The sequence below is a fragment of the Streptomyces sp. NPDC054932 genome, assembly GCF_053610205.1.
Genome location: NZ_JBSGXU010000232.1, coordinates 1 through 11,910, shown reverse-complemented (window position 1 = coordinate 11,910; position 11,910 = coordinate 1). Strand labels below are relative to the sequence as shown.

Annotated in this window: 9 protein-coding genes; 5 read left to right on the top strand and 4 right to left on the bottom strand. The window is 74.0% G+C overall.

The window, feature by feature from the left end; translation table 11 throughout:
- Positions 1–113: 113 nt before the first annotated feature.
- The gene (locus ACWGE1_RS36475; protein WP_453424765.1) at positions 114–503 is read right to left on the bottom strand and encodes a GntR family transcriptional regulator; all 390 of its coding nucleotides are present in this window, start codon (positions 501–503) and stop codon (positions 114–116) included.
- 71 nt (positions 504–574) lie between these two features.
- Here ACWGE1_RS36475 and ACWGE1_RS36470 point away from each other — a divergent pair, with 71 nt between their 5' ends.
- From ACWGE1_RS36470 to ACWGE1_RS36455, 4 genes are all read left to right on the top strand, one after another.
- Positions 575–1,516, top strand: coding sequence for an N-acetyltransferase family protein (locus ACWGE1_RS36470; protein WP_453424764.1), 942 nt, complete (start codon positions 575–577; stop codon positions 1,514–1,516).
- Positions 1,513–1,998 carry a DUF402 domain-containing protein gene (locus ACWGE1_RS36465; protein ID WP_453424763.1) on the top strand — a complete coding sequence of 162 codons (486 nt, stop codon included), beginning with the start codon at positions 1,513–1,515 and terminating at the stop codon, positions 1,996–1,998. Before ACWGE1_RS36470 ends, ACWGE1_RS36465 begins: the two co-directional genes overlap by 4 nt.
- A 229-nt stretch (positions 1,999–2,227) precedes the next feature.
- Positions 2,228–3,301 carry a tRNA (adenosine(37)-N6)-threonylcarbamoyltransferase complex transferase subunit TsaD gene (tsaD, locus tag ACWGE1_RS36460; protein WP_453424762.1) on the top strand — a complete coding sequence of 358 codons (1,074 nt, stop codon included), beginning with the start codon at positions 2,228–2,230 and terminating at the stop codon, positions 3,299–3,301.
- A 287-nt stretch (positions 3,302–3,588) separates the two neighbouring features.
- Positions 3,589–4,671 (top strand): lytic polysaccharide monooxygenase auxiliary activity family 9 protein, encoded by a 1,083-nt coding sequence (locus ACWGE1_RS36455; protein ID WP_453424761.1) that lies wholly within the window; start codon positions 3,589–3,591, stop codon positions 4,669–4,671.
- 44 nt (positions 4,672–4,715) lie between these two features.
- Here ACWGE1_RS36455 and ACWGE1_RS36450 read toward each other — a convergent pair whose 3' ends face one another.
- The 3 genes from ACWGE1_RS36450 to ACWGE1_RS36440 form a co-directional block, all read right to left on the bottom strand.
- Positions 4,716–5,576, bottom strand: a complete 861-nt coding sequence (locus ACWGE1_RS36450; protein ID WP_453424760.1) for an esterase/lipase family protein — start codon at positions 5,574–5,576, stop codon at positions 4,716–4,718.
- Positions 5,577–5,804: 228 nt separating this feature from the next.
- Positions 5,805–6,845 (bottom strand): DinB/UmuC family translesion DNA polymerase, encoded by a 1,041-nt coding sequence (locus ACWGE1_RS36445; protein WP_453424759.1) that lies wholly within the window; start codon positions 6,843–6,845, stop codon positions 5,805–5,807.
- A complete protein-coding gene (locus ACWGE1_RS36440) occupies positions 6,842–10,375 on the bottom strand; it encodes a DNA polymerase III subunit alpha (protein ID WP_453424758.1) in 3,534 nt (1,177 codons plus the stop codon). Before ACWGE1_RS36440 ends, ACWGE1_RS36445 begins: the two co-directional genes overlap by 4 nt.
- Before the next feature lie 165 nt (positions 10,376–10,540).
- On the opposite strand from ACWGE1_RS36440, the gene ACWGE1_RS36435 reads away from it, so the two are divergent.
- On the top strand, positions 10,541–11,581 hold the full coding sequence (locus tag ACWGE1_RS36435; RefSeq protein WP_453424757.1) for a DUF3533 domain-containing protein: 1,041 nt from the start codon (positions 10,541–10,543) through the stop codon (positions 11,579–11,581).
- Positions 11,582–11,910: the final 329 nt, after the last annotated feature.

Here is an 11,910-nt window from a genome sequence, read left to right as displayed (position 1 = left end):
TGTTGGGGGGGTGCGCCAGTGTGGGGCTCCCTACCGGGGGCCCCCCCCCCCACCCCCCTCAGCTAACGCGGTCGGGGCTGTTAACCCGGCCCCCGGCGACGGCGCCGCGCGGGCTACTTGGCGGCGTACCGGGCCCGGAGGGCGTCCGTGGCTGCGGCGAGGGCCTCGGCCTCGGTCAGGCCCAGCCGGTGGGCACGGTCCGCGTACGCCTGCGCGGCAGACGCCGCCTCGCGCGACACCGCGTCCCCCGCGGCCGCGATGAAGGTCCCGTTCCGGCCCCGCGTCTCGATCACCGCGTCCGCCTCCAGTGCCCGGTATGCCTTCGCGACGGTGTTGGCGGCCAGCCCCAGCTCCTCCGCGAGGCCCCGTACCGTCGGCAGCTTGAAGCCCGCCGGGAGCTTCCCCGACCGGGCCCGGTCGGCGATCTGCGCGCGCAGCTGTTCGTACGGGGCGGCCGACCCGGCCGAGCCGTCGATGGTGATCTTCAGGTTTGTCGAGGTCACGCGTCTGATTCTCCCCCATCGGCGGTTAATTGGGAGGCGCGCGGTACAGGGCCGACCGTAGCGTCTGCCGCATGACCGTATCGATCCGTGATCTCCGCCCCGACGATCCCGCGGACGCGGAGTCCGTCGTACGGGTACTCCGCGCCGCCCTGCCCTTCCTGATCACCAACGCCGAAGCCGTGGCCTTCGAGCTCTCCTCCGCGCACCCCGCGAAGCGCCACCGCATCCTCGTCGCCGAGACCGCGGACGGCCGCGTCATCGGTACGGCGCAGGTCGGCATCGTGTACGGGAGTTCCGAGCCCGGCCAGTCGTACGTCAACGCGTACGTCGACCCGGCCCACCGCGGCCTCGGCGCCGGCGGCCTGCTGCTCCGCACCGCCGAGGAGCACCTCGTCGCGCACGGCGCGACGGACGTGTACGCCTGGGTGCTCGACGAGCCCGCCCACCGCGCCTTCGCCGAGCGGCACGGCTACCGCCCCAGCCGTTCGGCGCACTTCCTGCGCCTGGACCTGGCGGCGGCGACGCTGCCCGAGCTCCCGCGGGACCTCCCGGCCGGGGTCGAGCTGCGTCCGGCCTCCGCATTCGCCGCCGACCCGCGGCCGCTCTTCGAGGCGGACGCCGAGGCGACCTCCGACGAACCGGGCGATGTGGCGGCGGAGCTCGACGACTACGAGGACTGGCTCACGCACATCTGGAACAACCCTTTCCTCGACAAGGAACTGACCACCGTCGTCCTGGTCGACGGCGCGGTGGCCTCCTTCACCGCGGCCCGGACGGACGGCGGCGCCCGCTACGCCTCGGCGATGACCGGCACCCTGCGCGCCTTCCGCGGCCGGGGTCTGGCCAAGCTCGCCAAGACGGCCTCCCTGCACCGGGCCCGCACGGCCGGGTACACCGAGGCCTTCACCGGCAACGACGCGGGCAACGGCCCGATGCTCGCTGTCAACGAGTGGTTCGGATACGAGATCTGCGCGACCGAGACGCGCTTCACGAAGAAACTGGAGACCCTGTGACCACCGCGCAGTTGACCGTCGTCCTGACCAAGGCGGGACGGACCAAGATCCGCTACCCGGCAACCCCGGTCGCCGACGACGGCGACCGGATCTCCGTGCGCGCCCCCTGGGCGGCCGAGGGCGTACGGGACTTCGGCTTCGTCCGCTTCGAGCCGGGCGATGTGTTCGTCGAGCACTTCTGGCGGACCCGCTGGTACGCGGTCAAGGAGGTGTGGACCGGCGACGGTGTGCTCAAGGGCTGGTACTGCGACGTCACGCGCCCGGCCCTGGTGCAGAGCGGCGAGATCCTCGTGGAGGACCTGGACCTCGACCTGTGGGTCTCGGCGGACGGGAGCTCCGTCCTGCGGCTGGACGAGGACGAGTTCGCCGAGAGCGGGCTCGCCACGAGCGATCCGGAGGCGGCCGCCCAGGCGGTACGGGCCCTCGATGCACTGGACGACCAGGCGCGGTCGGCGGCCGGCCTTTCCGCACTCCTCGCGTAGCGGCGGGGGCGGGGCGCGCGGCGGCCCTCCCGTGGGGAGCCGGGAGGGCGCCGGGCCCGGGATGGTCCGGGGCCACACCATACGCACGGGCCGCGGCGGGCCGGTAGGCATATGACAAGGGGAGATTCCGGATCGCCGGCCGCACACTCCCCGGCACGGCGCACGCCCATGACGGCGTACCTTATTGCACTGAGGTTGCAACTGCGTGGTTAGTGCGAAAGGGGCCGTCGTGGGCTCTCCGGTGGTGCTCGGGATCGAGTCGTCGTGTGACGAGACGGGCGCGGGGCTGGTGCAGGACGGGCGGCTGCTCGGACATGCCGTGGCGTCGAGCATGGACGAGCACGCCCGCTTCGGCGGCGTGGTGCCGGAGATCGCCGCGCGGGCGCACGTGCACTCCTTCACCCCCGTCGTACGGGAGGCCCTGGACCGGGCCGGACTGCGGATGTCGGACATCGGCGCCGTGGCCGTCACCACCGGCCCGGGCCTCTCCGGCGCGCTGCAGGTGGGGCTCGCGGGGGCGAAGACCCTGGCGTTCTCGCTCGGGGTACCGCTCCACGGGGTGCACCACCTGGCCGGACACGTCGCCGCCGACACCCTGGAGCACGGGCCGCTGCCCGACCCGTGCATGGTGCTGATCGTCTCCGGCGGGCACACCTCGCTGCTGCTCGTACGGGACCTGGCGCGCGACCCGATCGTGCACCTCGGTGACACCATCGACGACGCGGCCGGGGAATGCTTCGACAAGGTGGCCCGGGTCTTCGGGCTGCCGTACCCGGGCGGACCGGCCATCGACCGCACCGCCCGCGAGGGCGACCCGCGCGCCGTGCGGTTCCCCCGGCCGCTGACCGGGCCGCGCGACGCGCGCTACGACTTCTCCTTCTCCGGGCTGAAGACCGCCGCCGCCCGCTGGGCCGAGCAGCACCGGATCCGCGGCGAGGAACTGCCGCTCGCGGACGGGGCGGCCTCGCTCCAGGAGGCCGTGGCCGATGTGCTGACCCGCAAGGCGGTCGCCGCCTGCCGCGAGCACGGGGTGGGGACGCTGGTCGTGGTGGGCGGGGTGGCCGCCAACTCGCGCGTACGGTCCCTCGCCGAGGCTCGCTGCAGGTCCGCCGGGATCACCCTGCGGGTACCGCCGCTGAAGCTGTGCACCGACAACGGGGCGATGATCGCCGCCGTCGGCGACCTGCTGGTGCGCGCGGGGGCCGAACCGGCGCCGCTCGACGTCTCGATCGACCCGTCGGCGCCGCTGGAGTACGCGGCCCTGCACCCGGTCGCCCGCGCCGGCGCCCGGCTCGCCTCCTGAGACCTGCACGCGCGGAGAGCACGGTGGATGCGGTGACGTGATCGGCGCAGGCGGCCCACCGGCTGCGGCGACCGCTCGAACCCGGTTCCTGAGGCCCTCCTTACTCCTTCCTTAACGCGACCCTAAGGATCCGCTCCAGCGGGCCCGGGCGGGCAGAACCCGTGGTCCGGGCGGCTAGCTTGGCCGGGCCAGGACAGGAAGGGCCCGATGTGGCGCCGCCGGGGGGCGGCGCCGCGGAGCCCGATTCCGCCGGCATGCCCCCGCCTTGTGCCCGAAGGAGATCACCCATGCCTGCACGCCGCCGTACCGCCGTCACGCTGCCCCGGATCGCTTCCGCCGGACTGGCCCCGCTCGCGCTGGCCGCGTACGCGGCGGCTCCCGCGGTCGCCCACGGCTCGATGACGGACCCGGTCAGCCGGGTGGCGGCCTGCTACGCCGAAGGGCCCGAGTCCCCGCGGTCGGCGGCGTGCAAGGCGGCGGTCGCGGCCGGCGGGACGCAGCCGTTCTACGACTGGAACGGGGTCAACATCGCCAACGCCGCCGGGAACCACCGGTCGTTGATCCCGAACGGGCAGCTGTGCTCGGCCGGCAACGACAAGTACCGGGGGCTGGACCTGGCGCGTGCCGACTGGCCGGCCAGCCCGATGTCCGCCGGTGCGCACACCTTCCGCTACAAGGGCACGGCCCCCCACAAGGGTTCCTTCGAGCTGTACGTGACGAAGGACGGCTACGACCCGGCGAAGCCGCTGAAGTGGTCCGACCTGGAGCCCGCACCGTTCGCGAAGGTCACCGACCCCGGCATGCAGAACGGCGACTACGTCTTCTCCGGGACCGTCCCGAACAAGTCGGGCCGCCACCTGATCTACAGCATCTGGCAGCGCTCCGACAGTCCGGAGGCCTTCTACACCTGCTCGGACGTGGTCTTCGGCAAGGACAACGGGGGCGGCGGAGGGAACGGCGGCAATGGCGGGAACGGGGGCGGCGCCGGTACCGCGCCGACCACCGGGACCGGTTCCAAGCCGTCCGAGAAGCCGTCCGGCAAGCCGTCCGAGAAGCCCGCCGACAAGCCTTCGGCCCCGACGGACCAGCAGATCGCCGACGGCGCCGACAAGTCCTCGATCGAGCACAACGGCCACGGCGACAACGACCCGAAGACGAACGGCAGCACCGACGCCGCCGTCCCGCTCGCGGCCGGGGCACCGTCCTCGCCGTCCGCGGCGAAGGACAACCTCGCGGAGACCGGCGGCAGCAGCGCCACCCCGGCGATCGCGATCGCCGGGGCCGGCACCCTGGCCGCGGGCGCGGCCGTGATGTTCGCAGCCGCCCGCCGCCGCACTGCGCGTACGGCAACGGGCCGCCACGGCCGCTAGGCCGTCCCTTCCGGATCTTGCCGGGCCGGACCGCCCGTGCCTCGTCAGTCGAAGACCGAGGCGCAGGTGGTCCGTTCCGCGTTGGCCGGGTCGAGGGCGTTGACCGCCTCGTGCCAGGCGATCCGGTCGGTGAGCCCGATGGCGACGTGCTCCGAGAGGTCGAGGAAGCACAGGTCCTGGAGGACGACGTTGCGTACGTTCGCCCCTTCCAGGAAGCCGCTCCGGTAGGGCGTCACCACCTCGTCGTACTTGGTCGCGATCACCGTGTACTTCACACCGGGCACGGTGTCCCCGCCCTCGTTGAGCTTCTGCAGGAAGGCGGATCCGGCGATCTGGTCGGCGAGGCCCGGGGTCGCGGTGCTGATCAGGTCCTCGGCCCCGGGGAAGTACGGGAGCAGCTTGGTGAATCCGAGCAGGGTGGTGCCGTGGTTGTCGGGGGCGAGCCCGATCAGCGCGTTGACCTTCGGGGCGCCGCCGAGGAACTTCAGGTAGTAGCGCGGCATCATGCCGCCCTGCGAGTGCCCGATGATGTCGGTCTTGGCGGAGCCGGTGGCGGCGAGCACCTTGTCGACGAAGACGTCGAGCTGTCCGGCGGACTTGTCGATGGGCCCGAGTCCGTTGAAGAGGGGGACGCCGGGCAGTTGGCCGTAGTCGAGCGAGTAGACGCAGTACCCGCGGTGCACGAGGTAGGGCGCGAGCCCGAGCCAGTTGTCCCAGGAGTTGCCGAAGGTGCCGTGGACGAGCACGACGGGGCGCGGGTGCGCGGCGGACGGCTTGCAGGACCAGTTGTTCCAGCCGCTGCTGGGAGCGGACGCGGCCTGCGCGGTGCCGGTGGGGGCGACGAGCGCGGCGGCGGTGAGGGCGAGGACGGCCAGCGGGCGGAGCAGGCGTCTCCAGGGCAGCATCGTGTGATCTCCTTGCGGGTCGACTCAAGGGGATGTGCGTGGGGGTTTCGTCCCGTGATCCGGATCACAAGGGGGCGCTGCTGCCGCTAAATTACGGGTGAGTAGGAACACAGGGAAGTTACGCGTCAGTAAAAACTCGCGCGTCGCCCGGCCGGCCGGTCATCGGACGCCCCTCGGCCACTGGACGGGCCACCGGACGGGCCACCGGACGGGCCGCCGGACGGACCGTCAGGCGGCGAGTGTGCCGCGGGCGATGGCGTGCGGCCCGAAGCGCGCGCGGACCCGGTCCGTGACGGCCTCCAGACGGCGGGCCTTCTCGTCCTCGGGGTCGAGACTGAGCTGCCGCGCGGCCCGTTCGGCCGGGGTCAGGTCCTCGGCGCGCAGGGACAGCGCGCGGACCCGGGCCCGCTGCAGGCCGAGGCCCGCGTACAGGGCGTAGGCCGTGGCGGTCAGGGCGGCCGAGTGCGCGGTGGGTTCGGTGAGGGTGCGCGTCCGGGTGAGCGTGGTGCGGTCGGCGCAGCGGACGGTGAGCGAGAGGGCACGGCAGACCTGCCCCCGGCCCTGTTCTTGTGTACGAAGCTTCGCGCCGAGCTCCTCGGTCAGCGAGAGCAGGGCCCGCCGGTGCCGTACGGGATCCAGCTCGTCCAGATCGAAGAGCCGCTCGGCGGCGATGGCGCGGGCGGCCGCGCCCGGCCGGACGGGGGTCCGGTCGATCCCGAGGGCGCGCTCGTGCACCTCGCGGCCGAGCCGGGCGCCGAGGATCCGCCGCAGGGCGGCGGGCGGGGCGGCGGCGACCCGGCCGACGGAGTCGAGGCCGTAGGAGCACAGAGTGCGGGCGGCCTTCGACCCGACCCCGTCGAGGGTGGTGACGGGCTTGGCCGCCAGGAAGTCGCGTACGGCGGCGGGCTCCCCGGGGATCACCAGGGTCTCCCCGGGCCGGGCCTCGCGGGCCGCGGCCCGGGCCAGCATGGGGTTGCCGGCCACGCCGGCGGCGGCGTCCACGCCGTACAGGGCGAGGGCCCGGACCCGGATCACGGCGGCCAGCCGGGTGGCGTCGCAGTCGAAGTACCGCAGCGCGCCCCTGATGTCGGCGAGGAGGGTGTCGGGTGCCACGGCCTGCACGGCCGGGGTGATCCCCCCGAGCAGCGCGAGCACGCCCGCGTACTCCCGCGCCCCGAGCGGCCCCCCGTCGGCGGGCTGCAGCCGCAGGCACATCACGACCCGCCCGGCTGCGGCCGTGGCTGCGGTGACGGTGGTGGTGGCGGTCATCCTGCGCTCCCCGGGCTGGAGTGCCACAGCTTGCGGCCGGTCGCGGGGCCGGTGCCCGGCGGCTGGAGGTCGGCCCAGGGGTTCATCTCGTATCCCGTGGACATGCGGATCCTGCGGCCGGGAGCCTTCGCACCCGGCTCTCCGTCGGCACCGTCGGTGCCATCGGCGCCCGGGGCACCCGCAGCGGCCGCCGCCGCCGGCCCGGCGAGGCGGGCCGCGACCGCGTCCAGGCCGCCCGCCTCCCGCAGTTCCACCAGCTCCGCCAGGTTCCACGCCGCCGCCCCGACCACGCTCAGGCTCTGCGGGCCCCGCCGCTGCACGACACCTCGTACCAGCAGCAGGAAGGAGTGGAAGACGGTGTGCGCGCAGCGCTCGTGGCTGTCGTCGAAGAAGGCCAGGTCGACCAGGCCCGTCCCGTCGTCCAGTGTCGTGAAGATGACCCGCTTCCCGGAGCGGATCGGCGGGGTCTGAGTGGCCGCCTTGGCCCCCGCGACCAGCACGGTCTGCCCGTGTTCGGTGTCCCGCAGCCGGCGTGCCGGGATCACTCCCAGCTCGGCCAGGAAGGCGTGGTGGTCCCCCATCAGGTGCCGCGAGGCGTCCATGCCGAGGACGCCCAGCTCGGTGCTGAGGCGTTCCGCCTCGGTCAGGTCGGGCAGTCCGACGGAGGCCGTGGACCGGCCTCCCTCCAAAGGCAGTTGGGGACCGCGGACACCTGCGGCCCGCTGTGCGCCGTGCAGTTCGGACACGTGCAGCAGCAGGTCCCGCCGGTTGGCGCCGAAGGCGTCCAACGCGCCCACCTGTGCGAGCCGTTCGGCGACCGGGCGCCCCGGGTGCGCCCGGTCCCAGAAGTCCCGCAGGGAGGCGTACGGCTGTCCGGCTTCGATCCGGGCCGCTTCGGCCTCACTGATGCCGTGGACGTCGGTGAGCCCCAGCCGCAACCCCCACACCCCACTCGTATCGGACACCAGTTCGATGCGATGGGCGACCGCCGACCGGTTCACGTCCAGCGGCAGCACCGGCACGCCCCGCCGCCGCGCGTCTGCCAGCAGCAGCCGCTTCGGGTACATCCCCGGATCGTGGGTCAGCAACCCGGCGTAGAAGGCCGCCGGGTGATGCGCCTTCAGCCAGGCCGACTGGTAGGTGGGCACCGCGAAGGCCACCGCGTGCGCCTTGCAGAAACCGTACGACCCGAAGGCCTCCACGATCTCCCAGGTCCGGCCGATCACCTCCACCGGATAGCCGCGCCCGGCCGCCGTCGCCGCGAACCAGACCTTGATCCGCGCCTGCGACTGCGGGTCGGACAGCCCGCGCCGCACCCGGTCCGCCTCGTCCCGCCCGCAGCCGGTCATGACGTGCACGATCTCGATGATCTGCTCGTGGAAGACCACCACCCCGTACGTCTCGCGCAGTGCGTCGGCCAGATCCGGGTGCGGGAAGCGGACCGGCGCCCGCCCGTGCCGGGCCTCGATGAAGGGCCGCACCATGTCGGCGGCCACCGGCCCCGGCCGGAAGAGCGAGATGTCGACGACCAGGTCGTGGAAGGTGGCCGGCTGCAGCCGCCCCACCAGGTCCCGCTGGCCCGGCGACTCGATCTGGAAGCAGCCCAGCGTCTCGGCCGAACGGATCAGCTCGTACGTGGCCCGGTCGCCCGGCGGCACCTGCGCCGGGTCGTCCAGGTCGAGCTCCCGCCCCGTGCCGCGCCGGATCTCCGCGACCGCGTGCGCCATCGCGGACTGCATCCGCACGCCCAGCACGTCCAGTTTGAGCAGCCCGAGCTCCTCCACGTCGTCCTTGTCGAACTGGGACATGGGGAAGCCCTCGCCGCTGGTGGGCACCACCGGCGTACGGGCGAGCAGGGAGGCGTCGGAGAGCAGCACCCCGCACGGGTGCATGGCGATCCCGCGCGGCAGCGCGTCCAGCGATTCGACGAGCTCCCACAGCCGCCCGTACGACTCCCCCCGTACGTCGCGCAGTTCGGGCAGCTCCTGCAGCGCGGCGCGGGCGTCGCGGGCCCTGATGTGCGGGAATGCCTTGGCGAGCCGGTCGGTGACGGCGGGGTCCATGGACAGGGCGGCGCCGACGTCGCGGATGGCGTGCCGGACCCGGTAGGTCTCGGGCATGGAGACGGTGGCGACGCGCTCGGTGCCGAACCGGCCCATGATCCGCCGGTAGACCTCCAGCCGGCGGGCGGACTCCACGTCGATGTCGATGTCGGGCAGGACCCGCCGGCGCTTGGAGAGGAAGCGCTCCATCAGCAGGCCGTGGGCGACGGGGTCGGCGTGCGCGATCCCGAGCAGGTGGTTGACGAGGGAACCGGCGCCGGAACCGCGGGCGGCCACCCGGATACCCATATCCCTTACGTCATCGACGACTTGGGCAACGGTCAGGAAGTACGAGGCGAAACCGTGGTGGGCGATGATGTCGAGCTCCTGGTGCATCCGCTCCCAGTACGCGCGGTTGTCCGCGTAGCCGCGCAGCACCATGCCCGCCGAGGCCCGGGAGGCGAGGACCCGCTGGGCGCTGCGGTGGGCCGCGCCGACGAGCCGGGCCTCGGGGAAGTGCACGGAACCCATGCCGAGGTCGTCCTCGGGGTCCACGCAGCAGGCCTCGGCGGTACGCCGGGTCTCCGCGAGCAGCCGTCTGGCGTCGGCGGGGCGCAGGCCGGCCGCCTGCGCGATCCGGTCGGCGGCCCCGGCCATGGCGGCCGGGTCCTTGAGCCAGCGCTCGCCGCTGTCGAGCGGGTGCGCCGGGTTGCGCGGGTCGATGGGGACCAGGCGGCGGGCCGCGTCGAGGATGTCGGCGACCGGGCCCTGGCCGGGGTCGGCGTAGCGGACGGCGTTGGTCAGCACGGCCGGGACGCCCTGCTCGGCTGCGAAGCCGACGGTACGGGCGGCCAGCCGGAGCGAGCCGGGCCCGGTGCCGGCGCGGCCGTGGTGGACGGCCTCCAGGCGCAGGGAGTCGCCGTAGATCTCCCGCCACGGCGCGAGCAGTCGCGCGGCCCGGTCGGGACGGCCCGCGGCAAGTGCCCGCCCCACCTCGGAGCCGGGCCCGAGCAGGACGAAGACGCCCTCCCCGCGCAGGGCGTCCCAGGGCACCAGGGGCACTTCGGCGTCCCCCGCGTGCGCGGCGGTGACCATCCGGCACAGCTCGGCCCACCCGGCGGCCCCGTCCCGGGCGAGGAAGACGGCCCGCGCGGCGGACTCGTCCACGAAGGCGCCGCCCTTGACGGGGGTGCGCCGCCGGTAGGAGGCCTCGCCGGACCCGCCGCCCGCGGCGGACCCGGTCGAGCCCCCCGGCCCGGCCGAGCCCGTCGCGGCCGATACCGCCATGTCCACTCCGAACAACGGCCGGATGCCCGCCTGCGCACACGCCTTCGCGAACCGCACCGCGCCCGCGAGCGTGTCGCGGTCGGTGAGGGCGAGGGCGTCCATTCCCCGCTCGGCGGCGCGTTCTGCCAGCCGCTGCGGGTGCGAGCCTCCGTAGCGCATGGAGAACCCCGAAACGGTGTGCAGATGCGTAAAACCAGGCACCCGCGGCCTCCTGCTTCGCTCGAATGAACACCTCCCCCGCTCTCCACCATAGAGCAATTCGAATACCCGTGCGAAACACATGTTCGATCGCTTCGGTCGCCCACAGGTCATCCGTTCGGCCCGCCCCTGCTGCGACCCGCCCCCCGCACGCCGAGCGTGTGACACATGACCACCGACGCAGGCCCGCCCAAAGGCTTCCTCGCCGAGATCAAGGACGCCGTGACCACTCGGGCCGCCCTGCTGCTCCTCGGGGTGCTGGCCCTCCAGGTCGCCTTCATCACCTCGTACATCGGCGCCTTCCACCGTCCGAAGCCCAGCGAGATCCCGATCGCCGTGACCGCTCCCGCCGCGCCGGTGGCCGAACAGTCCGCGCAGCAGCTCGGCGCCCTGCCCGGCAAACCCCTCGACCCCCACGTGGTCCGGGACGAGGCCGCGGCGACCGCCCAGGTCAGGAACCGGGACGTCGACGGCGCGCTGATCGTCGACCCGGCCGGAAAGACCGACCGGCTGCTGGTCGCCTCCGGCGCCGGGGCCTCGCTGTCCCAGGCCCTGGAGGAGATCGTGGGGCGCGCCGAATCCGCCCGGGGCCGGGCCGTACGGATCACCGACGTGGCCCCGGCCCACCGGGGCGACGCCCGCGGTCTGAGCTCCTTCTACCTGGTCATCGGCTGGTGCGTGGGCGGCTACCTGTGCGCCGCGATCCTCGCGATCAGCGCCGGGGCCCGGCCGGCGAACGCCGCCCGCGCCGTCATCCGGCTCGGCGCCCTGCTCGTGTACGCGATCGCCGCGGGGCTCCTCGGAGCGGTCATCGCGGGCCCGGTGCTGGACGCGCTGCCCGGCAGCATCATGGGCCTGTGGGGACTGGGCACCCTGGTCGTCTTCGCGGTCGGCGCCATCACCCTCGCCTTCCAGGGGCTGGCGGGCGTGATCGGCATCGGCCTCGCGATCCTGCTGGTCGTGGTGTTCGGCAACCCGAGCGCCGGCGGCGCCTACCCGTACCCGCTGCTGCCGCCGTTCTGGAGCGCCATCGGCCCGGCCCTGCCGCCGGGCGCCGGCACGTATGCGGCGCGCTCCATCACGTACTTCAAGGGGAACGGCGCGGGCGGACCGATGCTGGTGCTGGCCGCCTGGGCGGCGGTCGGCGCGGCGGTCACCCTGGCCTGCGCGTCCCTCCGCCGGGGCGGCCCGGATTCCCCCACGCCCTGACCCTGCGGGCGGCTCGCGTTGCGTGCCGGGCTCCGCCCGTCCCCTGCGGGGTGCTTGGCTGTGCGGCTCGCGTTGTGTGCCGGGCGCTGCCCGGACCCGCGCCTCAATCGCCGGCGGGGCTGGATGGTGCGGGGTGCCCTGCGGGCGGCTCGGCGGTGTGCGTGTCGGGTCGGTGCGTGGTGCCGTGCCGGGGTGTCTCCTCGGCTCGGCGCGCGCGGGCATGTTCCAGTCGTACGGGGTGGTTGCGCGCTCGTCCTGCGGGGACACCCCGGCACGTCCCCACTCCCCTCCGCCCGGGCTGCCGAAGCCCCGGCGTGGGGCGGGGACAC